The organism is Moorena bouillonii PNG (assembly GCF_001942495.1).
Taxonomy (GTDB): Bacteria; Cyanobacteriota; Cyanobacteriia; order Cyanobacteriales; family Coleofasciculaceae; genus Moorena; species Moorena bouillonii.
Genome location: NZ_MKZS01000001.1, coordinates 1,440,771 through 1,464,986 on the forward strand (window position 1 = coordinate 1,440,771; position 24,216 = coordinate 1,464,986).

At 42.0% G+C, this 24,216-nt stretch carries 23 protein-coding genes; 15 read left to right on the top strand and 8 right to left on the bottom strand.

Annotated features, from left to right (window positions below; genetic code table 11):
• Positions 1-95: 95 nt before the first annotated feature.
• The 7 genes from BJP37_RS05940 (at position 96) to BJP37_RS42185 (ending at position 10,206) form a co-directional block, all read left to right on the top strand.
• Complete coding sequence (locus tag BJP37_RS05940) at positions 96-968, top strand: S-methyl-5'-thioadenosine phosphorylase (protein WP_075897243.1); 873 nt, start codon at positions 96-98, stop codon at positions 966-968.
• A gap of 424 nt (positions 969-1,392) precedes the next feature.
• Positions 1,393-1,944: a chorismate--pyruvate lyase family protein gene (locus BJP37_RS05945; protein ID WP_075897245.1), complete on the top strand. Its 552-nt coding sequence runs from the start codon at positions 1,393-1,395 to the stop codon at positions 1,942-1,944.
• Positions 1,945-2,242: 298 nt separating this feature from the next.
• Positions 2,243-3,334, top strand: a complete 1,092-nt coding sequence (locus BJP37_RS05950; protein ID WP_075897247.1) for an effector-associated domain EAD1-containing protein — start codon at positions 2,243-2,245, stop codon at positions 3,332-3,334.
• A gap of 150 nt (positions 3,335-3,484) precedes the next feature.
• Positions 3,485-5,092: an effector-associated domain EAD1-containing protein gene (locus tag BJP37_RS34245; protein ID WP_081431089.1), complete on the top strand. Its 1,608-nt coding sequence runs from the start codon at positions 3,485-3,487 to the stop codon at positions 5,090-5,092.
• 46 nt (positions 5,093-5,138) lie between these two features.
• Complete coding sequence (locus BJP37_RS05960; RefSeq protein WP_075897249.1) at positions 5,139-6,626, top strand: VMAP-C domain-containing protein; 1,488 nt, start codon at positions 5,139-5,141, stop codon at positions 6,624-6,626.
• Positions 6,623-7,612 carry an AAA family ATPase gene (locus BJP37_RS05965; RefSeq protein ID WP_075897251.1) on the top strand — a complete coding sequence of 330 codons (990 nt, stop codon included), beginning with the start codon at positions 6,623-6,625 and terminating at the stop codon, positions 7,610-7,612. The genes BJP37_RS05960 and BJP37_RS05965 overlap by 4 nt, the downstream gene beginning before the upstream one ends.
• A 5-nt stretch (positions 7,613-7,617) precedes the next feature.
• On the top strand, positions 7,618-10,206 hold the full coding sequence (locus BJP37_RS42185) for a formylglycine-generating enzyme family protein (protein WP_075897253.1): 2,589 nt from the start codon (positions 7,618-7,620) through the stop codon (positions 10,204-10,206).
• Between the two features lie 343 nt (positions 10,207-10,549).
• Here the strand turns inward: BJP37_RS42185 and BJP37_RS05975 are convergent, their stop codons facing one another.
• Positions 10,550-10,783, bottom strand: a complete 234-nt coding sequence (locus tag BJP37_RS05975; protein WP_075897255.1) for a hypothetical protein — start codon at positions 10,781-10,783, stop codon at positions 10,550-10,552.
• 331 nt (positions 10,784-11,114) lie between these two features.
• Between BJP37_RS05975 and BJP37_RS05980 the strand changes: the two genes are divergently transcribed.
• Positions 11,115-11,666, top strand: a complete 552-nt coding sequence (locus BJP37_RS05980) for a Uma2 family endonuclease (protein WP_075897257.1) — start codon at positions 11,115-11,117, stop codon at positions 11,664-11,666.
• Here BJP37_RS05980 and BJP37_RS38610 read toward each other — a convergent pair.
• Positions 11,632-11,820, bottom strand: coding sequence for a hypothetical protein (locus BJP37_RS38610; protein ID WP_158069450.1), 189 nt, complete (start codon positions 11,818-11,820; stop codon positions 11,632-11,634). The two genes, BJP37_RS05980 and BJP37_RS38610, sit on opposite strands and share 35 nt — an antisense overlap.
• A gap of 74 nt (positions 11,821-11,894) precedes the next feature.
• On the opposite strand from BJP37_RS38610, the gene BJP37_RS05985 reads away from it, so the two are divergent.
• Positions 11,895-12,773: an Rpn family recombination-promoting nuclease/putative transposase gene (locus tag BJP37_RS05985; RefSeq protein WP_075897259.1), complete on the top strand. Its 879-nt coding sequence runs from the start codon at positions 11,895-11,897 to the stop codon at positions 12,771-12,773.
• 107 nt (positions 12,774-12,880) lie between these two features.
• Here the strand turns inward: BJP37_RS05985 and BJP37_RS05990 are convergent, their stop codons facing one another.
• On the bottom strand, positions 12,881-13,243 hold the full coding sequence (locus BJP37_RS05990; protein ID WP_075897261.1) for a XisI protein: 363 nt from the start codon (positions 13,241-13,243) through the stop codon (positions 12,881-12,883).
• Between the two features lie 224 nt (positions 13,244-13,467).
• Between BJP37_RS05990 and BJP37_RS05995 the strand changes: the two genes are divergently transcribed.
• On the top strand, positions 13,468-14,346 hold the full coding sequence (locus BJP37_RS05995; RefSeq protein ID WP_075897263.1) for an Rpn family recombination-promoting nuclease/putative transposase: 879 nt from the start codon (positions 13,468-13,470) through the stop codon (positions 14,344-14,346).
• A 164-nt stretch (positions 14,347-14,510) separates the two neighbouring features.
• Here the strand turns inward: BJP37_RS05995 and rsmB are convergent, their stop codons facing one another.
• Positions 14,511-15,965 carry a 16S rRNA (cytosine(967)-C(5))-methyltransferase RsmB gene (gene rsmB / locus BJP37_RS06000; RefSeq protein ID WP_075897265.1) on the bottom strand — a complete coding sequence of 485 codons (1,455 nt, stop codon included), beginning with the start codon at positions 15,963-15,965 and terminating at the stop codon, positions 14,511-14,513.
• Positions 15,962-16,102: a hypothetical protein gene (locus BJP37_RS38615; protein WP_158069451.1), complete on the bottom strand. Its 141-nt coding sequence runs from the start codon at positions 16,100-16,102 to the stop codon at positions 15,962-15,964. The genes rsmB and BJP37_RS38615 overlap by 4 nt, the downstream gene beginning before the upstream one ends.
• A gap of 196 nt (positions 16,103-16,298) precedes the next feature.
• Between BJP37_RS38615 and BJP37_RS06005 the strand changes: the two genes are divergently transcribed.
• On the top strand, positions 16,299-16,751 hold the full coding sequence (locus tag BJP37_RS06005) for a SufE family protein (RefSeq protein ID WP_075897267.1): 453 nt from the start codon (positions 16,299-16,301) through the stop codon (positions 16,749-16,751).
• A 186-nt stretch (positions 16,752-16,937) separates the two neighbouring features.
• Here the strand turns inward: BJP37_RS06005 and BJP37_RS06010 are convergent, their stop codons facing one another.
• The gene (locus BJP37_RS06010) at positions 16,938-18,182 is read right to left on the bottom strand and encodes an ISAs1 family transposase (RefSeq protein WP_075897269.1); all 1,245 of its coding nucleotides are present in this window, start codon (positions 18,180-18,182) and stop codon (positions 16,938-16,940) included.
• Between the two features lie 980 nt (positions 18,183-19,162).
• Here BJP37_RS06010 and BJP37_RS06015 point away from each other — a divergent pair.
• Together BJP37_RS06015 and vapC are read left to right on the top strand one after the other, a co-directional pair.
• Entirely contained in the window at positions 19,163-19,411 is a 249-nt protein-coding gene (locus tag BJP37_RS06015; protein ID WP_075897271.1) for a hypothetical protein, read from the top strand.
• On the top strand, positions 19,408-19,812 hold the full coding sequence (vapC, locus tag BJP37_RS06020) for a type II toxin-antitoxin system tRNA(fMet)-specific endonuclease VapC (RefSeq protein ID WP_070391598.1): 405 nt from the start codon (positions 19,408-19,410) through the stop codon (positions 19,810-19,812). The genes BJP37_RS06015 and vapC overlap by 4 nt, the downstream gene beginning before the upstream one ends.
• A 177-nt stretch (positions 19,813-19,989) precedes the next feature.
• On the opposite strand, the gene BJP37_RS06025 is transcribed toward vapC, so the two are convergent.
• Positions 19,990-20,727, bottom strand: coding sequence for a cation diffusion facilitator family transporter (locus BJP37_RS06025; RefSeq protein ID WP_075897273.1), 738 nt, complete (start codon positions 20,725-20,727; stop codon positions 19,990-19,992).
• Between the two features lie 841 nt (positions 20,728-21,568).
• Between BJP37_RS06025 and BJP37_RS38620 the strand changes: the two genes are divergently transcribed.
• Positions 21,569-21,730 (top strand): hypothetical protein, encoded by a 162-nt coding sequence (locus BJP37_RS38620; RefSeq protein WP_158069452.1) that lies wholly within the window; start codon positions 21,569-21,571, stop codon positions 21,728-21,730.
• Between the two features lie 447 nt (positions 21,731-22,177).
• Entirely contained in the window at positions 22,178-23,686 is a 1,509-nt protein-coding gene (locus tag BJP37_RS06030; protein WP_075897275.1) for a glycoside hydrolase family 9 protein, read from the top strand.
• Positions 23,687-24,030: 344 nt separating this feature from the next.
• Here BJP37_RS06030 and BJP37_RS40800 read toward each other — a convergent pair whose 3' ends face one another.
• A complete protein-coding gene (locus BJP37_RS40800) occupies positions 24,031-24,177 on the bottom strand; it encodes a hypothetical protein (RefSeq protein ID WP_198953967.1) in 147 nt (48 codons plus the stop codon).
• Positions 24,178-24,216: the final 39 nt, after the last annotated feature.

A 24,216-nucleotide genomic window follows, 5' to 3' on the forward strand; every position in this document is an offset into this window, starting at 1 on the left:
CTCCCCACACTCTTCCCCTAAAATCCCTTAACAAAAATTAATACAATTGGTAAAATAACAAAGCGTTGGACTGAGGCACAGCAAGCACAAACACCATGGTAAAAGCACAAATTGGGATTATTGGCGGTAGCGGACTTTACAAAATGGCTGCTCTCAAGGATGTGCAGGAGGTACCGATTGAAACCCCCTTTGGTTCTCCCTCCGATGCCTTGATGGTGGGAACCCTAGAAGGAACTACTGTGGCTTTCTTATCTCGTCATGGTCGCAATCATCATTTGATGCCTTCGGAGTTACCCTTCCGAGCCAATATCTATGCCATGAAGCAGTTAGGCGTGGAGTATATCATTTCTGCCTCAGCAGTAGGTTCTCTCCAGGAAGAGGTCAAACCCTTAGATATGCTGGTACCGGATCAGTTTATTGACCGGACGAAGAATCGGGTTTCGACCTTTTTCGGGGAAGGGATTGTGGCTCATATTGGGTTTGGACACCCGGTGTGCAACCAACTGGCGGGAATTTTAGTGGATGCGATCGCAAGTTTGGAGTTACCAGAGGTGACCGTACATAACGGTGGGACTTATCTGTGCATGGAAGGGCCAGCATTTTCCACCATGGCCGAATCTAATCTCTACCGGAGTTGGGGCGCAAAAGTAATTGGCATGACCAATTTGCCAGAGGCCAAGTTAGCACGGGAGGCGGAAATTGCCTATGCTACCCTCGCCCTAGTCACGGATTATGATTGCTGGCATGAGGATCATGACCATGTCACTGTGGAGATGATAATTGATAATCTACAGCGCAATGCGATTAATGCTCAGAAGGTGATTCAAGAGACAGTGCGCCGGTTAGTTGATAATCCACCCGTTTCTAAAGCCCATTCCGCCTTGAAGCATGCTATTTTCACTCCCTTAGATCAGGCTCCAGAAGCAACTAAGGAGAAGTTGGAGTTGTTGTTGCAGAAGTATTTGTAAAATCGCAAATATCGAAAGGTGGCGCAGGATATATATAGCAATTTTCTTTCCCATGAGGTACAAAGGGATCCCCCGTTGGTTCCCCTTAAAAAGGGGGACTTTGAGGTTGATAATTGTACCTCATACATGCAATAAACGCTATATATAGCGTTTTTATCAAGGGAGCAGGGAGCAGGGACTTCGGAGCAGTAGGAAAGACCTTGGAAAATTTTTTGGTGTTATAGGTACAAGGAAATAGGGAACAGGGAATAGGGAACAGGGAAAAGTAGGAAAGAGCTTGGATAATTTTTTCCCACTCCCCACCCTCCCCAAACTTCCCACACTCCCCACTCCCTACTCCCTACTCCCTACTCCCTACTCCCTACTCCCTACTCCCTAAAACCCAAAAATTAATACCTCACCCCAATAATAATTGCTATTAAAAATGAGAAATGATCTACAGCAATCCCTAAGTCGAAGTTATATAGACCCCTCGACTCTGAGTATTTTCCAAAGAATTCTCTTAACGACAGATGGCACAGTAACCGATATGTTGGAAGCCTATCTGTTTGAACAGATTCGTCTAGTTAAGTTGTCGGAAGAATTGGTAACGACAACTGATGATATAGATCCAATGCAATTAAATAAAGGAAGCTCAGTACTTGATAGGAAAATACTATTACAGGGTAAAATAAGTCGCAAGAATTATATCTATGCTGAGTCAATTATTGTTATTGATCGTCTAGATGAGTACTTTCAAAAAGATTTACTTAAAACTAAAACCCCCATTGGCAAAATCTGGCGAGAGCAGAGATTCGAGACCTTTAAAGAAATTGTGGATACTGGAAAAAAGCCAGCTAAGGAATTAGCTGATTATTTCCAGATTGAACCGGAAGCAAATTTACTGTTTCGTACCTATTGCGTCTTTTCTAATCACCAATCGGTAATGATGATTAGTGAATATTTTCCTGAAAGCTATTTTTTGAATAGAGTATAGGGAGTAGGGAGTAGGGAGTAGGGAGTAGGGAGTAGGGAGTAGGGAGCATGTCAACTTTGTAATTAGGTACATAGATCCCCCCTAACCCCCCTTAAAAAAGGGGGGAATTAGATTGAAAAGTCCCCCTTATTAAGGGGGATAATGGGGGATCTGAATCAGGGATTAACAAAACTGACATGCACCCGTAGGGAGTCGGGAGTCGGGAGTCGGGAGTCGGGAGTCGGGAGTAGGGAGTAGGGAGTAGGTATAATCAAAGTTATAGTTTTAATTTTTTATTCCTGAATAATTAAACTTAACTATGACACTAACAGGACCGCAATATCAACAATTAACGAATGCTTTAATTGATGCTTTCCCATCAAAACAAAAACTTGCTGAATTAGTTTACTTTAAGTTCAGTAAAAATCTAGATTCTATTGCGATGGGAGATGACTTAAAAGAAATTGTATTTAAGTTAATTAAAGCTGCCCAAGCAGAAGGATGGGTTGATAAATTAATTGCAGGTGCCCGTGAATCGAATCCAGGTAACCCAGCGTTATTCGCTTTTGCCCAGGAGTTGAATCTTGCTATTACTCTGCCTCAACCCCTATCCGCAAGAGGTAGAGTAGAAAGACTGATTAAGAAAACCAATTCTTTTTTAGATGTAAATCAGTGGCGGGAGAAGTTAGGTCAAATTGAAGGGCAAGTCTGTCGTGTCGAAGTTACGAATAATGATAATAGTCAGGAATTTGGCACAGGTTTTCTGATTGCGCCCAATGTGGTTATTACTAATTACCATGTGGTGGAATCGGTAATTTTAGAACAAGCAACGTCTAGTAATGTTATCCTGCGTTTTGACTACAAGCAGTTAGGGGATGGTAAAGTTATCAACCCAGGTACAGAGTATCGCTTAGTAGAGGATGACTGGCTAATTGATCAAAGTCGTTATACCAACAATCCGTTACCAACCCCTGACGAATTGGATTATGCCTTGCTGAGAGTAGATGGAGTTCCTGGGGAAGAACCGATTGGGAAAAATCCCGATCCCGATTCTCCCAAGCGCCAGTGGATTGAGTTACCACAAGAGCCATATTATCAGTTTGTGCCCGATACTCCACTGTTTATAGTGCAACATCCCCAGGCGGAACCCTTAAAATTGGCCTTTGACACCGAGGCTATTATTAGTATTGACGATAATCGTACCATGGTTAAGTATAAAACCAATACCGAACCCGGTTCCTCTGGTTCTCCATGTTTTGATATTAACTGGAATTTGGTAGCCCTGCATCATAGTGGTGACCCAAGCTGGAATCCTAGTTATAATGCTGGCAGTCCTTTCAGTGCTATTTGTGCGCGATTAGAGAAGCAAGGGTTATTGACAAATTTACGTAAGGGTGAAGCAATGTGGTGAATGGTTGTCTGAACCTGTAAACCACCACCAGGTTGCCAAATGCCAGCAAATAAAGCAAAATTTACGGAACTCGGTATAATCAGAGTGTAGATACTTAATTAGAGTCAGAGTATTAACTTCTATTGTTCACAGATATTGAAGTAACCATCAATGAATGCTGGAAATCCCCCTGGTTATCTCCTCGAGCAGATAGAGTCAGCACTGTGTAGTGCTTTCCCTAGTGAAATGAAATTAGCAATGATGCTACGACATCAATTCAGTCAAAATCTGGCACAGGTTGCTAGTGGTGGCAATTTGAATGAAATTGTTTACAACCTAGTAGAATATTTTAAGACTAGGAATAGTTTAGAAAAATTAATTAAGAACGCTCTTAAAGAAAATCCCAAGAATGCTGAGTTAAAGGCAATTAAAGAAAAATTTAAAATTACAACTAGTTTAGTAAACTTATTGCTTCCTTTAGAAAACAACTTTATGACGCAAATGCAACAGGCTTATCAAGTTTGTTGTGCTGATTTATTATATAATTCGGCAGAGGAAATCCCTGAAAGTTTAGAGGAAATTCTAAAAAATTTAGATAAAATACCTCAATACTACAATGATCAGGAAATACCTATTATACAATTTGGCGCTCGTTTATTAGAAACTGAAGATATTCCCAACCCAATTGGTGATCAACTAAAGCAATGGTTAGACAAAAATGCCAAGCATGATTTGAGCCCTGGGACGGCGAGGAGTGGGAAAACATCCTGTAAAACCACCCATATCCTCCACCTCTCGGACCTCCATATAACCACCCCTGAGCAAGCTAAGATTTGGTCAAACCAACTTGCCGAAGACCTCATCAAAGACCTTGACATCCCTAACCTTGATGCTCTGATCCTATCGGGTGATATCGCCAATAAGTCTACTCTTCAAGAATACGAGGCTGCACAACAGTTTCTCGATAACTTCCGCCAAGACTTCCGCCTAGACCCGAAGCAAATTGTTATAGTTCCTGGTAACCATGACCTAAACTGGACACTAGCAAAGCAGGCTTATCAGTTTTTGTATCGCGAAAACTACGACGGTGAACTAAAAGAGGGTCACTATATCAAAAGTGAAGAGCTGATTGGAGTCCCAGACGAAGCCAAATACCAACAACGCTTTGCCTACTTCAGCCAATTCTATAAAACTATCAAAAATGAACCGTATCCCCTCGACTATGACCAGCAAGCCATTATCGACCATCTCCCAGAGCAAAACTTGCTGATCCTAGGACTAAACTCCGCTTGGGAACTGGATCATCACTTCAGAGCTCGTGCTAGCATCCACTCCGGTGCTCTGGCCAACGCCCTGACAAAGATTCGCCGTAACCCAGACTACGATAAGTGCCTGAAAATAGCGGTTTGGCACCATCCCCTCAATAGTGACGGAAGCGATCGCATTACTAAAAAAGGCTTCATTGAACAATTGGCCGTTGCTGGATTCCGCTTCTTCCTCCACGGACATATCCACAAAGCCGAAACCAACCTTTTCCGTTACGACCTCAGCCCAGGTGGACGCAAACTCGACGGAATTTGTGCTGGCACCTTTGGCGCACCGACCTTTGAACTACGATCCGCTTATCCCTGGCAATATAATCTACTGAAAATTAACGATAAACAGCTCACTGTCCACACTCGCCGTCGCGAAGAAGAAAATGGTGCTTGGAAACCTGATTCACGCTGGGGTCAGGGTCCGGGACAAAGTGCTTTGGATCATTATTGTATTGAGTTGTAATCAATTTTTGGCAAATCCATCCCTTAAACTATTGAAGTAACCGTAAATGAATGGTGGAAATACCCCTGGCTATCTCCTCAAAGAGATAAACAAAGCACTGTGTAGTGCTTTCACTAGTGAAAATCAATTAGAAATGATGGTGAATTATGAATTAAATATAAAGCTGAAGGAGGTTGCTAGTGGTGGCAATTTGAAGGAAATTGTTCACAGATTAGTAGAAAATTTTGATGCTAAAAATAAGTTAGGAAATTTAATTGATGGAGCCCTTAAAGAAAATCCAGATAATCCTGATTTAAAGGCAATTAAGGAAAAATTTAAAATTACGACTAGTTTAATCGATATCTTGCGTCCTTTAGAAAAACACTTTATCAACCAAATGCAACAGGCTTATCAAGCTTGTTGTATTAATAAATCCTGGGATGATTGGGAAAATAAATCCCCTGACAGTTTAGATGAAATTCTAAAAGAATTGGATGAGCAACCTCAAGGAACTCATAATGAAAAACCTATTGTACAATTTGTTGATCATTTATTAAAAACTGGAGATATTCCCAACTCACATGCTGATCAACTCAACCAATGGATAAGAGAAAATGCTAATAACCCTTCTGATTTATTATCTCAGAGTAGCAGTCACTCTCAAAATCATCAGCAACAAAATTTAGATGCACAACCTTATCTGCTTGTCAAGGTAGATTCCAGTAAGCAATATCACCAAAAAGGTCAAAAAAGATATTTAGTATCAGCTTGGTTCATTCCTGACAAAAATAATTATAATTACTTAGAATATCCTCAAAATTGTAAATTTTTAGAGACTCGATCAGCTGATGGAGAATCTGAACAAGATGTTTTATCTCTTAAAAAGTTAGAAAATTTCATAAAAAAATTTTTAAGTGATCCACAAAACAACAGTAAATTTTGCAAAAATACAAGTATTGTATTTTCATTGCCTTATGAACTATTAAACTATGAAATTGAAAGAATTAATATTACAAATTATTATGGTTTAACATGTCCTATGGGTAAGCATTATAAAGTATTTATTCGATCTCTAAAACGTTTTGAACGTTTGACTCATAACAATGGTAACCAAAAAATTTGCAGCGAAAAATGGAAAAAAATCAAAGATAGTCGTGAAAATAAATGCCATCAAGAATTTGTTGATGTTGGTAAATTTGATTTTGATTCGGAAAGGTTGTATGCTCATTTAAAAAACGAAAAAATGAATAAAAAAACCATAGCATTAAAATTATATAACCCCCCAGATTATGAGATATTAAAAGTAATTGACACGATGGAAATACCAGTTGCTTTATGGCTGAGAAAAAATGATTTTAAAACTATCATCAATTGTCAAGATGAATTTGATAAATTATTCGAGTGTCAAATAAATGAACTTCCCAAAAAGGTAGAAGAACAACGTTTAAAGGCTCCTAAAAAAGAGCATGGACAAGAACATATCGGACACCATCTTGCTCTTTTGTGGGAAGACCCCGATCTACTACCACCCCAGATTGACTATACAACCCTATGACTAATAACTCTTGGAAAATATTTCGCGGCACTCCCGAACAACCCCACGAAGGCATTGAACGCCTTCCTGATCCTCCTAGCTGGCGGAATTTTGAGAAAAAAGAACCGGGTAAAACCTATCAGACCAGGCCAGAGGCAATAGAGTTAGTCAATGCAGCGTTGTATCTGCGTCGTCCTTTATTAGTAACCGGAAAACCAGGCACAGGAAAAACATCTTTAGCCTATGCAGTCGCTCATGAGTTAAAATTAGGAGAAGTGTTACGTTGGAATATTACCACTCGCTCCCATTTACAGCAAGGACTTTATAGTTATGATGCCATTGGTAGATTACAAGATGCTCAAGGAAGCGGCAAGGATAATTTAGGGGAAATTGGTAAGTATATTCAATTGGGTCCCTTGGGAACAGCGTTACTCCCCTCAACTTACCCCGAAGCCTCAAAGAAGCGGAGGGTATTATTAATTGATGAAATGGATAAAAGCGATATTGATTTACCCAATGATTTATTGACTATTTTTGAGGAAGGAGAATTTGAAATCCCGGAATTAACACGAATAAGTGACCGGTTTCCAGACATTGTTGTCAAAACCTGGGATAATGAAACCAGAACTATCCACAACGGAAAGGTAACCTGTAAACCATTTCCCTTTGTAATCCTTACCAGTAACGGAGAGAGGGAATTTCCCCCGGCTTTTTTACGACGCTGTTTACGATTAGATTTACTGCAACCAAGTCGCGAGAAATTAGAAGCAATTGTCAAAGCTCATTTAGGGGATAGTCTTGAACAAGCCAAACCAATTATTGAAACGTTTATCGAGCGACGGGAGAACGGAGACTTGGCTACAGACCAATTGCTCAATGCCATTTATCTGTTAACTAACACAGTTAATACAGAGGATGCTCCCATGGGTGACTCTCAAGACGAAGACAAAGACCAGAACAAAAAAAGGTTAATTGACCGATTACTCCAAGACCTCAGTAGTACCTAAGGGATATGCTTGAAGAAGCGATCGCTATTCTACAAAAAGCAGGATTTGATTTAACTGCTCGGGAAATAGCAGAAATTTTCTGGTTGGCTGTTCATCTAGACCAGCCCATAGACCAGTCAGAGGAACCACAGCAGCCATTACCACAGGAGCCATCGCAATCATCAACGGTATCCCAAGACCAATCACAGCAACCACAAAAGCGATCGCAATCATCAACGGTATCCCAAGACCAATCACCGCAACCCCCAAATCAAACTCCAGATATCCAACCAGATACCCAAGAATTACCGTTACCTGAAGTCACAGAACCTGGTGCTGATGTTGGTCTTGCCTCTTCCAAACCTAAAAAGACTAAAGCAAGTGGAGAAGCAATTCCGATTAAAGTGCCAGCAGCGGTAGCATTGAGAAATAGTCTGGCGTTGGGACGGGCACTTCGTCCGTTAATGCGGAAAGTCCCATCTGCTACAGAAAAGATATTGGATGAAGAAGCTACTGTTTACCAAATTGCCGAATCAAAGATTTGGCTACCAGTTCTGAAACCCGCTTCCGAACGATGGTTAGAGTTAGCGTTGGTAGTTGAAAAAACTAGTTCAACTGCTGTTTGGAAACAGACAATCATTGAACTGCAACATTTAGTCAAGCATCATGGAGCGTTTCGGGATGTACGCACGTGGGAATTAAGGATTACTGAAACGGAAGACATCAATAAACCAAAGGTAGACTTATTTCCTCAAACTAGCACGGGTCGGTATGATTCCACTCCCTATCCTCCCCAGGTATTAATTGACCCGAAGAAGCAACGTTTAATTTTATTGGTAAGTGATTGTATTTCTGTGGCTTGGCGCAGACAATTAATTCATCCAGTGCTCAAGTTGTGGGGACGCAACGGTTTACTAACTATCCTTCAGCTACTCCCTGAACGGCTTTGGGAACGCACGGCTTTAGCTTCAGAAATACCAGTGCAACTGCATTCTCTTAGTCCTGGAGTTGTCAATTCTCAGTTGATTGTTAAACCTTGGGATCAAGATGACAGTAAGTCTATTCAGAATAAATCCTCTGTCAATGTTCCCGTCGTTACGTTAGAACTCTACCCGCTGCTGGCGTGCTCACAGGTAATAGCTGGTCAGGGAAATGTTAGTACAGTGGGGTTTAACTTTGATGTATCCGAAAACCCCCAACCACAGAAAAAAGCGGTAGATGCTAAACCCAGTCAACCCCAACTCGAAGCACCAGCATTAGTTAGTCGATTTCGTGCGACGGCTTCTCCGATGGCGCGTCGGTTAGCTGGATTAATGGCAGCTGCTCCAGTTAGTTTACCTGTAGTGCAACTAATTCAGCAAACCCTGCTACCAAAATCTGCCCAAATTCACGTAGCGGAGGTGTTTATGAGTGGACTGCTCCAGTCTATAACCCCTGTAGACCAAGATTCAAATCCCAATTATATTGAGTACGAATTTAAGCCAGGGGTAAGGGAGTTATTAGTAGATTCTGTACCCATTAGTAAAACCCTTTCAGTTAATGAGAAAGTATCTGAGTTTCTTGCTGATCAATTAGGGTTATCAGTAAAGGACTTTGAAGCCCGTTTACTGACACCGGCAACTGCAAGTAATGATGAGTTAGAAGAAAAAATTCGTCCCTTTGCACGCCTAAAGGCTCAAGTATTAGGGCGATTAGGAGGGGAGTATGCTCGTTTGGCTGAAGAACTACTCATTTCAGAAACCCCTACCTCAGCTAATCCCTCAGGGTTAAAGCAGTTTTCCTTTGAAGTAGTAACAGTTAACCGTAAAGGAGTAATAATCAAGAAAGAAAATAAGCAAGCGCGTTATTTCACTGAAGATCTGGGGAATGGAGTAGACTTACAGATGGTGTATATCCCAGCAGGACGCTTCTTAATGGGTTCCCCGGAAAGTGAGAGGGGGAGTGATTACAGTGAAAGACCTCAACACCAAGTAACCATCCAACCCTTCTTCCTGGGGAAATATCAGGTAACCCAGGCGCAATGGCGAGCTGTTGCCAAGAACCTCCCAAAAATTAACCGGGACTTAGATCCAGACCCTTCGAGATTTAAAGGAGACAATCGACCAGTAGAGCAAGTAAGCTGGTTTGATGTGGTGGAATTTTGCGATCGCCTCTGTGAATATACAGCAACGGAATACAGATTACCGAGTGAAGCGGAATGGGAATACGCCTGTAGAGCAGGAACTACCACACCATTCCATTATGGAGAGACCATAACCAGTAAATTAGCTAATTATGACGCTTCCTATACTTATGCAGAGGAAGCAGAAGGGGAATATCGAGGAGAAACCACCCCAGTAGGAAGTTTTCCCCCCAACGGCTTTGGCTTATACGATATGCACGGCAATGTTTGGGAGTGGTGTGAGGATCCAAGGCATGATAATTACGAAGGAGCCCCTATAGATGGGAGTGTCTGGATTATTAATAATCATAATGATTATCGTAGTGTGCGGGGCGGGTCCAGGTACTTCCTTCCTAGGTATTGCCGTTCTGCCTCCCGCCTCTTCTATATCGCGCGCGTTGACTTCAGCTCCCTTGTCGGTTTTCGTGTGGCGAGGGGTGTTGGGAGGAAATAGCCCTTGCGCAAGTCAGAAGTTAGAAGTCAGAAGTCAAAAGTAAGCTTAGACTTAGGTTTCGGAGTTTAGGAATGTCAAACATCTGAATGCGTAGTGTTGTACCAATAAAAAAAATCGGTCAAGTTTTGGTTAACCCCAATCCTTGACCGATTTCTATTGTGTAAGCCACCACAAGTACAGCGGAGCTCAAATCTAGATACTGTTGATCAACGAATACATTACTCAGTGGTCAGCTTTGTGGCACAGGCTTCCAGCCTGTGACCTAACCCATAAGCTGATAGCTTCAAAATAACCTCCACAATTCCTAGTCGCCAGGGCGTCAAAACCCTGGCAAAACCCTATCCTAGTCTACATAGAAATATCGAATCAAAAAGGTCATAACCTCACCAGGCTTTTCAGTAGGTTCTGGAGTGCTCCACTCGTCGGGATAGGCGTATTTCAGGGCATAGATGGCATTAATTGTATTCCGAACTTGTTCAGGAGAACCGATCAAAACGTACTTGACTTTCTGAGGTTTACGACCAGGGTTTTCAGGAGTTTGATTGTCATCGGAGTTAGGCGGAATGTTTTTTGTCATGATCAACAGTATCCTTAAATGGTGTACATTATTAATATATACATAAATTAATCCAATGTCAAGGGGTTTAGGAATTTTTTTTTATTACGAAATTTAAAATTGCTATAATAGTAAATAGGACATAAATAAGAGAAACTTTTTGTTAGTGTGGGGATTGTATTCAGTGTGGTAATTTTGGTAAAAATATTATAATTTTTGCCCAATTACAAACGCAATTGCTCCTACTCCCTACTCCCTACTCCCTACTCCCTGCTCCCTGCTCCCTGCTCCCTACTCCCTACTCCCTACTCCCTAATCCCTAAAATAAAACTGTAGATGGAGGATTTTAAGCATGGCTAATTTAACGGTCAAAGATTTAGAAACGCTGCAAGCACAGCATCCTGATTATCAGATGGAATTAATAGGGGGAGAAATTATTTTTATGAGTCCTTCAGGGTTAGAATCCGATGAAGTAGCACTAGAAATCGCTGCTCAACTTCGTAACTGGGTAAGACCGCGCAAATTAGGAAGAGTTTCTGGTTCTAGTGGTGGTTTTCGCTTACCGAATAAAGATGGGGATGTTCGTGCCCCGGATGCGTCTTTTATCTTAGCTGAACGTCTACCTCGCACTACGGAAGATTACGCCGAATTAGTCCCTGATTTGACATTTGAAGTGAAATCTAAGAGCGATAGCCTACCAAAATTGCGCCAGAAGATACAGCAATTTCTGGAATTGGGAACTACAGTTGGGGTGTTAGTAGATCCGAGAACTCGCACCATGGAAGTTTATCGCCTCAATCAGGATAAAGTTGTGCTGGGGGATGGGGATGTGCTGCAAGTACCAGAATTGCTTCCTGGTTGGGAATTACCTATTGTTGAAGTGTGGGCACCGGAGTTTGATTGAGTATAGACAAGGGAACAGGGAATAGGGAATAGGGAAGAGGCAATAGGCAATAGGCAATAGGCAATAGGCAATAGGCAAGAGTGAGATTATAAAGTAGGGTGGGCAAAGTAATATAATCATTAATACTCAACAAAACCAAACTGTTTTTGCCCACCCTACAAGCTACCTGTTCTCTATTCCCTATTCCCTGCTCCCTGTTCCCTGCTCCCTATATAAAGCTGTAAAACCATGAGATTCATCAGCCCGAAAACTGACTTTGCTTTCAAGAAAATCTTTGGCTCAGATCAGAGTAAGGATATTCTGATTTCCTTCCTCAATGCCATGATATACTCTGGTAATTCCGTCATCCAGGATTTAGAAATTATTGATTCCTATAGTGACGAGTATTTGGTAAATTTCAAAGATACTTATCTGGATGTTAAGGCAGTATTAGAGGATGAAACGACTGTCCTGATTGAAGTGCAAATCTGGAATGTAAAGGATTTCGAGAAGCGAGTGGTTTATAACTTGTGCCAAACCTATGGAAATCAACTTAAATCGGGAAAGATATATTTCGATATCAATCCAGTCATTGCTTTAACCATCACGGATTTTAAGTTATTCCCCTCAACCGAAAAAGTCATTAGCTGTTTTTACTTTCAAGAAGAAGAAGACCACTTGCCTTATCAGGAAAATGAATTAAAGTTGGTGTTTGTGGAACTCCCTAAATTTACTAAGCAACTGGAAGACTTGGAAAGTGTGATCGATAAGTGGATCTTTTTTATCAAAGAAGCACCCAACTTAGAAATCATTCCTGACCAGCTCAAAGAAATCCCACAGCTAGAAAAAGCTTTAACTATAGCGAATCAAGCGGGGTTTAGTGAGTCAGAATTGGAAAAGATTTGGAAACAGGAAATGGCCTTGTGGGACTGGCGAGGTGCATTGAATTTTGCGAAAAGGGAAGGACGAGAAGAAGGACGAGAAGAAATAAGGCTAGAAGGACGAGAACAAGGTAGACTTGAAGGAAAATACCAGATTGCTAAACAGATGAAGGCCGCTGGGTTACCCCTGAGTGATATTGCTCAATATACGGGGTTGACTATCGATGAAATTAATCAGTTGTCCTAAGAGAGAAAGAAAAAGTTCAAAAAAATACCAATTAACGTAGGGTGGGCAAAATAGTATAATCATTAATACTCAACAAAACCAAACTATTTTTGCCCACCCGACAATCTCTAGGAAATAGCATAGCCAGTGTGTTGTCGGATATGGGGAGGATGAAAAGCTAAAACAATTTGTTCTTTGGGTATTCCCGCCGCCAGTAGCTCTTCTGTAATGCCGTGATCTAGACCATCATGGTGTAGCCAAATTTTATTGTTACGTATCTCAGCATCAAAAATGAGTGAATGAATTCGTTGTGTATCGTTCCAACCTTCCCTAATAACTAGATAGCGAGTTTTATCATCGCTAACAATAATTTTACTGATCACGGTATTATTGATAGAATTATTTTTGTGACGATTCAGGATATTACAATAGTTGGTCAGGATATGAATAAGAGCTGTAGCACAATTGGTTACTCCAGTGAAGGTTTCCATAGCGTAATTGTCTCCTGGTTTTCATCATCGTGGTAAAGATCCTTGGCAGGCATGTAGAACGTGGATTATATGGATATTGCTATTATAGTAAAGATTATAAAGTAAGGTGAGCAAAGTAATATAATCATTAATACTAAACAAAACCAAACTGTTTTTGCCCACCCTACTACTCTCCCCGATTCCCTGTTCCCTATTCCCTGTTCCCTATATAAACCTGTAAAACCATGAGATTCATCAGCCCGAAAACTGACTTTGCTTTCAAGAAAATCTTTGGCTCAGATCAGAGTAAAGATATTCTGATTTCCTTCCTAAATGCCATGATATACTCCGGTAAGTCAGTCATCCAGGATTTAGAAATTATTGATCCCTATAGTGCGGGGGATGTAGTAGATTTAAAAGACACGTATCTGGATGTGAAGGCAGTATTAGAAGATAAAACTACTGTCATCATTGAGATGCAACTCTGGAATGTGGAGGCTTTCGAGAAGCGAGTGGTGTATAACTTGTGCAAAACCTATGGAAATCAACTTAAATCGGGACAGGGATATTTCGATCTCAATCCGGTCATTGCTTTAACCATCACGGATTTTAAGTTATTCCCCTCAACCGAGAAAGTCATTAGCTGTTTTTACTTTCAAGAGGAAGAAGACCACTTGCCTTATCAGGAGAACGAATTAAAGTTGGTGTTTGTGGAACTCCCCAAATTTACTAAGCAACTGGAAGAGTTGGAAAGTGTGATAGATAAGTGGATATTTTTTATCAAAGAAGCGCCCAACTTAGAAATCATTCCTGACAAACTCAGGGAAATCCCACAGCTAGAAAAAGCTTTAACTATAGCGAATCAAGCGGGGTTTAGTGAGTCAGAATTGGAAAAGATTTGGAAACAGGAAATGGCCTTGTGGGACTGGCGAGGTGCATTGAATTTTGCGAAAAGGGAAGGACGAGAAGAAGGACGAGAAGAAATAAGGCTAGAAGGACGAGAACAAGGTAGACTTGAAGGAAAATACCAGATTGCTAAACAGATGAAGGCCGCTGGGTTACCCCTGAGTGATATTGCTCAATATACGGGGTTGACTATCGATGAAATTAATCAGTTGTCCTAAGAGAGAAAGAAAAAGTTCAAAAAAATACCAATTAACGTAGGGTGGGCAAAGTAATATAATCATTAATACTCAACAAAACCAAACTGTTTTTGCCCACCCTACTACTCTCCCCGATTCCCGATTCCCGATTCCCGATTCCCGATTCCCCTTCCTATATCCCTTAACTAATCCATTCGTTTCAACCGCACCATAAAGAAACCATCCATCTGGTCTCGATAGGGCACAACTTTCAGCCAACCTTCCGGTGTTGAAAACCCCTTAAGAAACGAAAGAGTAGGGGGTTCAATTTCCCACTGAGAATGACCTTCCAGAAACCATTGTATTACCGCCTCATTTTCTTGAGGATTTAAGGTACAGGTAGCATAGACTAACACACCTCCGGACTTGACCCAAGTTGCGGTATGCTCTAACAATTCTTTTTGCAAAACAGTAAGTTCTTGAACTTTTTCTGGAGTCATGCGCCAACGAATATCAGGACGTCGGTGAAGGGTACCATTACCGGAACAGGGAGCATCTAATAACACAGCATTAGCGATGTTAGTAAATTCAGGGCAATCGCGACTATCACCAGTACTGATCTGAATCGATTGTAATTGTAACCGTTCGGCATTCTGTTGGACTTTTTTGAGGCGGGAAGCTGAGCGATCGCATGCCCAAATCTTGCCCTGATCTGCCATTAATTCCGCAATATGAGTTGTCTTGCCCCCCGGTGCAGCACAGGCATCAATCACCACATCACCAGGTTGAGGGTCTAGCAGATAACTGACCAGCTGGGCACTACAATCTTGAACAGTCCACCAACCCTCCTTAAACCCCGGTAGCTCTTGAATCGCACCAACACCACCCACAACCCGCAGTGCTTGGGGGACCTGAGCTGCATTGCTGAAAATAGGGATAATCTCACCATTCCCCTCGTCCTCGTGAGACACCAAGGTCGGTAACCGCTGAATAGCCACTTCAGCAGATTGCATCCCTGCCTCCACCTCCTCCATGGACACCTTGAGGGGATTGACCCGTAAGTCAATGGTAGGAGATTGGTTAAACCATTGACACAGCTGTTCTGTTTCGTCTAGTCCCAGCTGTTGTAACCACAGCTGGATCATCCAATCGGGAAAACTGTGTAAAATGCCCAAACCCTCGATATCCCCTTCTGGCAACTGCAAAGGGTCAGGGGAATTGGCAGCTAAACGGGCATAGTTTCGTAATAAACCATTAACCACCCCTGCCAGTCCTTTGAAGCCATTGTTCTTAGCTAGCTCAACGGTGGTATTGACCGCTGCTGAAGCAGGAATTCGGCCTTGATAGCGCAGCTGATATAGTCCAAGGTGAAGTATAGTGCGCAAATCTGGAGGTTGTTGATTCGCTTTCTTTTTGCCCAACTGGTCAAGTAGAGCATCCAAAGTGCGCTGTCGTCGGACACTACCATAAACTAATTCTGTCACTAAGCCCCGATCAGCACCAGTTAACTGAGCAGTGTGTAGCACTCGATTCAGGGCAATATCAGCAAAAGCACCCCGCCGATGAATATCCCGGAGAGCTAGGAATGCTAACTGGCGAGGATTTTGTTTATCAAAGGTTGACGGTTGACCCTTGACCGTTGACGATTTATATTGGCTCACAAACTCTGTACTCCTCTGGATGTCAACTGATCAGCTAATATGCAGTTATAACAGTTATTAATTCGGTTCGGAACAAAGTCCTGGGTTTTAGGGAGTAGGGAGTAGGGAGTAGGGAGTAGGGAGGAAAAGGAAGACAAGTCCAATCACCCCACACCCCACACCCCAAAGTTGATACTCACGTCTTTGTTAAAAACCTACCCTGATCAGCTCCTCCCTGTTCCCAGATCCGCTGTTCCCTATTCCCTGTTCCCGACTTCTGCAAGAAGTCTAGTTATCAATTCGGTATTGAGAACTGCTATAAATAAAATGGTTAATCCTTTTTAAACATTGGGTATGTCAGCCACCTCAAGCCCTTTACCAGAAGCTCTTGCTCGGATTGTAGAACGCTTTCAGCGCCGCAAAGACCCCAAGCAACGGTATCAGCAGTTGCTGTGGTACGCCAAGAAGCTTCAGACAATGCCAGAAACTGATAAAGTGCCAGAAAACAAGGTTCCTGGCTGCGTGTCCCAGGTTTATATCACCGCTAACTTGGATGATGGCAAAGTCTTGTATCAGGGAGACTCAGATGCCCAATTGGTTAAAGGATTAGTAGCGTTGTTGATTGAAGGCTTGAATGGACTGACGCCGACAGAGATTGTCAACCTATCTCCTGACTTTATTCAAGACATAGGATTGAACGCTAGTTTAACCCCTTCTCGCGCTAATGGATTTTACAACATTTTCCAGACCATGAAGAAGAAGGCCCTGGGATATCAGTTGGGAATGTCTTCCAGAGAATTGAATTGAGGCTATCCCAGATAGAACTGATAGATTGGTTAAGACAAAATTAAACAAAAAAAAATCCCTAGCCGGTAGCTGAGGGATTAGTCAGGGTGCATCTACTATTTCTTAATCCTTCATTACTCTGTCTAAATCCGGAAGAAATTAGAAACCCTTAGGCCAAGGAGACAGCCAGGGTAAACGCAAGAAAATTTATACCTTAGATATGCTAGACTTCAAAGGAATAGACGCTTCTAAAACCTTAAACATATACCTTGTATCCATGCTGGCTCGTTTCGCTTTTTGACGAGTACTGCGCTTATACTTAGTTTCTTGATTCAATAGATTGAGACTCCAGCGCTTTAGTAAAGCCATATTTTGCGGTGCATGCCCTGTACGAATCCGACTAGCATCCTCCCCAAAGGTCACATCTAATACCCAGTGAAGTTGGTTTTCAATAGACCAGTGTTGTCGAATAGCTTTACCCAACTTTTGGGCATTCGATGGTAGAGAAGTGAGATAGAACATGACCTCACGGGTAGTCTTGTTCCACAAATAGCGGGTACGAATAACCATCACGATGCTCTGTAGTCCAGACCACTGGGACTGTTGGTACAAATCCTCCTCGATCTGGTCGAGAGAAACTGCCCACACTTGACGCTTTTCAGTACGATGGTGTCCTGATTCTACTCGGACATCATAGCTATACTCAATGCCCTCAAACTTATTATCAACAGCAGTTTCAAACCATTGCTTAACCTGCTTAAACAAAGTGGGATGATTCCCTTTGAGGGTCAAAACATAATCTGCACCTTTCGAGCGAATACTATGGGCTATCTGATGTTGAGTCCCCATGGCATCAATGGTAATGATACACCCACAAATGTCCAATAATTCTAGTAAAGCTGGGATAGCTGTAATCTCATTGGTTTTATCATCCACTTTCACTTGCCCGAGAAACAGCCGATGCTCAGTTGCCCAAGCACTAACCAAATGCAACGCTGATTGTACCTGGTTACGGTCATAGGAGCCCTTGAGTTGTTTGCCATCAATGGGAATCACTTGGGCTCGATTATCTGTGACCAAACATCTTAACCAGCTCTGGAAACTATCTTCAAACGCACTGGGGGATATCTGTTCAAACACTCGCCGATATGTATCCGCCGAGGGAATCCCATGGGGCAATGGTAGAAAGCTGGATAACCAATGCTGGTGGCTGACCCCATAGGTTTCGATATCTTCCCACCCCGTCGCACCCCCAATGGTAGCTAACAGTGCAATCATCACAATACTTACCAATGGATGAAGCACCCCTTGTTTCCCTCGCGGATCACTGAGGTTCTCAAAATGCTCGAGCAGTTGCTGCTGAACCTGTTGACAATCAAGGGCAGGCTGTAGCGGCAAGGATTGACCACTGGTTCTGGTTGAGTTATTTGGTTTATCGAAGCCTTTAACCATTGGATACCTTTATTGTGACATCGCTTCCCTTAGCATATTATTAGTTCATTTTTCTTGCGCTTACCCTGAGGAGACAGCCAAGATGGCTATCCCAGATAGAACTGATAGATTGGTTAAGACAAAATTAAACAAAAAAAATCCCTAGCCGGTAGCTGAGGGATTAGTCAGGGTGCATCTACTATTTCTTAATCCTTCATTACTCTGTCTCGATCCGGAAGAATTTAGAAACCCTTATGCCAAGGAGACAGCCAAGATGGCTATCCCAATAACTAATAGATAACTTGAGACAAAATTAAACAAAAAAAATCCCCAGCGGGTAGCTGAGGAATGAGTCAGGGTGCATCTACTATTTCTTAATCCTTCATGACTCTGTCTCGATCCGGAAGAATTTAGAAACCCTGTAAGCATTCAGCGGTCAGCGGTCAGCCGTGAGCTAAAAGCTCACGCTACGCGAACAGCTTTCCATAACTCAGCATTATTCGAATGCTTACTTGGTTTTATTCAAAAGTTCCGTAGCTTCCTAATAGCCCATAAGCACATCAAGTAGTACGATCTGTAGCGCTAATCGCTGATAGCTGATAGCTGAATGCTGAATGCTTACGAAACCCTTAGGCCAAGGAGACAGCCAAGATGGCTATCCCACATATAACTAATAGATAACTTGAGACAAAATTGAACAAAAAAAAATCCCCAGCGAGTAGCTGAGGGATCAGTCAGGGTGCATCTACTAATTCTTATTCCTTCATGGCCCTGTCTCGATCCGGAAGAAATTAGAAATGGGTAGGCCAAATCAGAAGCCAAGTTGTGAAACCGTTTGACCCTGAGGTAAAAAACCTAGCCCTTTCAGCCACACTTCCCTTTCTATCCTCTCCCCCCACACATCCCAAACCTTCCACAAGACCCACACTTCCCGGACGAAGTACCTCACCCAATTGAGAACTGCTATAAACTTGGATAAGTTCTATAAACCAGAAAGCACAATGGAAAGTATTAAATTAATCTCCCATGTGGGGTCTGATGGCATTCTACATCTGGACGTTCCAGTAGGGATAACGAACAAAGAATTAGAAGTTATGGTAATTTTTAACCCATTAAAATCATCGTTAAAAGTAGAAACACCCCAAGGTTGGATGCCTGGTTTTTTTGAGGAAGTAATTGGGGGTTGGGCTGGAGAACCGTTACAGCGGGGGCAGCAGGAAGAGTTTGAGACAAGGGAGAGTCTATTTTGAGCTACCTTTTGGATACCAATGTTTGCATTCGGCTGTTGAACAATACCAGTCCGGCGGTGACATCTCGCCTTGCTACCGAACAACCAGAGACTATTTTTATCAGCTCCATAACCGAAATGGAGTTATATTACGGTGCTTATCGTAGTGCCAAACAGTCAATAAATTTAGCACTTTTGCAACGATTTTTCAGTCAGTTTAGGATTCTACCGCTAGACACCAATCCTGCCAGAATAGCAGGACAAATTAGGGCTGATTTAGCAGCTAGGGGAACACCAATCGGACCTTATGATTTACAAATCGCTGCGATCGCCCTTGCTAATGATTTAATTGTGGTTACCCATAATACGGCTGAATTTAGCAGAGTTCGTGGACTACGCATTGAAGATTGGGAGCTGGACTAGCTTTTAAGCAAATACTACTAGAGAAAGTTGACAAATAATTGGTATGAGAGTTTAAAACAAAAAGCCATCATTTGACCGCTGACCGCTGACCACTGACCGCTGACCACTGACCACTAAATGGTTACCTAAAAATTACCGAAAAATATCATTTCAAAATCAATAGCTCTCCAGTAATTTTCAATCCTCTTTGAGTTTTATCAAAGACACTAAATCGGTCTTTCCTAACTCTAGCCAGCCTAACTCATGAGGGGGGGGTTCTATCGCCCTCGTTCTAGTTAGTCGCAGGGTTTGCCGCAGCAGCGGAAGAGTACTTAAGCCAATTAAAATAGCTACACTAAAGCTGATGATCGCATCCGCCTGAGGCCAGTTGAAAATTCCAACCGCCAAAGCAGCTATTATAGTGCCGATTGAGCCAACTACGTCTGCCAGTACATGCAAAAATGCACCACGCAGATTGAGGTCTTGCTCAGTATTTTCCCCTAGCCAATAGAGGTTAATGCTGTTGATCACTACGCCAATTAACGCAGTGACTAGCATCGGCAAACTGAGGATTTCCTCAGGTGTCCCTTGCAGATGGGCGATCGCTTCTCGCCCAATCCATACAGACATAGCCACTAGACCGATACTATTGATCAGACCAGCCAAAACCTCAATCGGTTGATTGCTCATTTGCTTTCGAGACTTCGAGGAGCCTTGAGCCAGCCATGCAGCAAGCAAAGCAATACTCATTGCTACAATATCTGCCAGCATGTGAGCCGAATCAGCTTTGAGAGTTAAACTGTGGCTAACAAAGCCGACAACCATTTCGAGTACAGCAAAGATTGTGATTAATACAATCACCCTCTTCAACCGCTGAACCTTACCCAGAGATACGCTGGTCTGGCACAAACAACCTAATCTGTTGCAATTGAGCATAGTTTAAATTACTTTGGTTAGTCAACTGGGAAAATAGTCTTGCCTCGGAAAATAGTTTCCTGCACCTTGATATCAATGATATCCATTGGCTCAACGTCCAGAGGATTGTCATAAATACTCACAAAATATAATTTTTTTTCATAGATATTTCCATGATTAAATTTTATTTATATAGAGAAATTATTTTCCTAATACAACATAAGTAAATCTGAGTAAAAACTTGTTATCACAAGTTTAATCAATGTCTATAACACTAATCTTAGACTGTTGTCAAGCCAATGATAATTTTAAACAATATGAGCCTTAAATACCATATAGCCAAACCTATTTTATTGTCAAAATTTAGTTTTCTTTAAAAATTGAATTTTAAGGAATTATATTTGAGATAGTACCAAAGTCTATCAACGCTTCTTGATGCAATAGCGAGTGGGGGAAACCCCCGCATGAAGGCGCTGCATCGCTTTACTATGCTTAACGTACCGCCGTTTAAGTGACCTCAACAAGTTGATAAGATCACAACTTTATTGATTAAATTTTCACAACTTTATTGTATTACACACATATTACAAACTAGGCGACTCAGTAGGTAAGACACCGTCATATGAACAACAAAAACATCCTAAGGTTACTCCCAAATTAGTTTTTTAAGTTTTTTAAGGTTTTTATCCTATTTATACTTTTTGTATTATTACAAAAGGAAGGAGCCAGAAGCCAGGGCGAAGATTCGACAACTGGTGCTGGCTTCTGGCTCCTTCCCTTAGACTTCCTTCTAGAGAATTTTGAGGAAATGCCGGAAAAACTCCAAAATTTCCTCTGTCCCCCAGATTAACCAGATGGGGAGATGGGGAGATGGGGAGATGGGGAGATACCGAAAAGTAGGGCAAGAGCCAAGAGGCAAGAGTTAATAAAGTATAGCGCTGCATCACTGCTCCCTGTTCCGGTGATCCGCTGTTCCCTGTTCCCTGTTCCCTGTTCCCTGTTCCCTGTTCCCTATTCTCTATAAAAATGTATCTCACCTAATTTAAAACCGTTTATTCTAAGATACTGTGTGTTAGGCATTTTAATTCTTTACTAAAAATTAACAATATCTTCTAATTTTCTTTAACACTAATATCTTGACAGTTGTAAACTAGTATTAGCTATCGTTACAAAAGAAAACTATTTCGGTGTCGCCATTGAGAGTAATACTACTCAAATTTAAAGTGCCTTTGTCAATCAAATAGGATGACCTATTATCTCCTTTATTAACGGAGACTTAGAGACTAGTTCGTTTTCCCTTTATTACACAGGGATGATTTACCCTGTTTCGTTATTTTTATAGTCATAAACAACAGAATAAACCACAAAAAATGGTAATGTGACCTGTTTTATTTTTCCAGTATTAAACAGGGGTGATTTGACTTGATTGGTTCTCAAAAATTACTAAAAATTTACTAAATTTTAATTACTAATGAATGCATCTACTCCTGTTCAAATCAACCCATCCAATGGAAATGGTGAGACTGTACCTAGTATCATCAGCAGCAATTTCTCAACCAATTTATCAACACAGTTTAACTATGGTGATGCTGTCGAAAAGTCCTTCTTATTTTATGAAGCTCAGCGCTCTGGTAAACTTCCAGAGGACAATCGCATCCCATGGCGCGGGGATTCTGGCCTCAACGATGGTGCTGATGTAGGAGTTGACCTCACTGGCGGTTATTACGATGCTGGGGACCACGTCAAGTTCGGCTTCCCCATGGCTGCTGCCATGACTATGCTAGCTTGGGGGGCAATCGAATATCAAGATGCCTACCAGCAAATGGGTCAATGGGATGAGGCGTTGGATGCCATTAAATGGGGTACCGATTACATACTCAAAGCCCACATCACAGACAGTAACGGTCAAACCCAAGAGTTCTGGGCACAGGTTGGATCCGGTGAAATCGACCACAGCGTCTGGGCACCGCCGGAAACCATGACCATGGCGCGACCAGCGTTCAAAATTGATCCGTTAAATCCAGGTTCTGACCTAGCTGGTGAATCCGCTGCTGCCTTAGCTGCTGCCTCAATTGCCTTCCAATCTACAAACAGCAGCTACGCTAATCAACTACTCACAAACGCCAAAGCCCTATTTGACTTTGCCGAGACCTATCAGGGTAACTACTCTGACTCTATCGCCGATGCTGCTATTTTCTACAATTCTTGGAGTGGCTACGAAGACGAACTAGCCTGGTCTGCAACTTGGCTGTACAAAGCAACCGGTGACCAGACCTACTTGGATAAAGCCGAAAGTTACTATCTAGGTATTGATCCGACTCAGACTCAATCTTGGGATCAAAAAGTCTATGGTACTGGCATCCTCCTTGCTCAGGAAACTGACGAAGATAGGTACCGTATCGAAGTAGAACGCTGGCTGGACTACTGGAGTGACGACAGTGGTGAAGGTATCGAATATACTGAGGGTGGACTAGCTTGGTTCAATGACTGGGGTTCCCTACGATATGCTGCCAATACCGCTTTCCTTGCTGGTATTTATAGTGATACCGTTAATGATGGTAATGGTCGTTACTCCGATTTCGCAGCTGATCAAATTGACTACATTCTTGGGGATAATCCCAATAATTTCAGTTATGTCGTGGGTTTTGGCCACAATTCTCCCAAGAATCCCCACCATCGTGGAGCCCATGGTTCCACCACCAATGACATCGAATCACCAACGGACAACCTCAACATTCTCTATGGTGCATTGGTAGGTGGTCCCTCTGAACCAGACGATAATGCCTATGTCGATGATCGAACTAACTATGCCATTAATGAAGTCGCTCTTGACTACAACGCTGGCTTCACTGGTGCTCTTGCCCGTATGTACCGTGAACAGATGGAACTAAGTCTGGGTTCTAACCTTGAACCAGTAGTGTCTACAGTAGATCCGATCACTGAGTTAATAGTTGAACTATCCCCTGCCGGGGAATTCTAAAGGGTTGTTATCCCTCTTCTATCACTTTCCGGTTTTTCCTATTATGAATAATTTCTACACACAAGGTATATTAAGCAATACAGACCTTGATAATAACATTTTGATAATTTTAGCCCTCTGATCAATTTTTATCAAGAAAAAATCGGGCGATCCCTTGCCAGAGAAAAGCTCTAGAATTCAGAAATGGTAAAAGTTTTCCGAGAGTGACAGAAGAGGGATATAACCCATATTCCGCACCTACCCCATCTATCATTCATCACAAGTTAAGGCAGAATAAATTTTGTCAAGGTATTGTTAATTAATCTTTACCTTACCTTCAATCTATTTAGGTGCGCTTTCCGCATCTAATTATTAAATTCGCCACGGGTCGAACCTGCTTGTGATTGGCATTGAGGATTTACACCCAATGATTGCAGATGATTGAATGACTTGTCTTTGGGGAGTGGGTATCTGGCGATCGCTTTGCCAAGAAACACGATCGCCAAAACCATGAAAATCTCAAAAGCCTGAATTAGCAAGCACTTTGACAA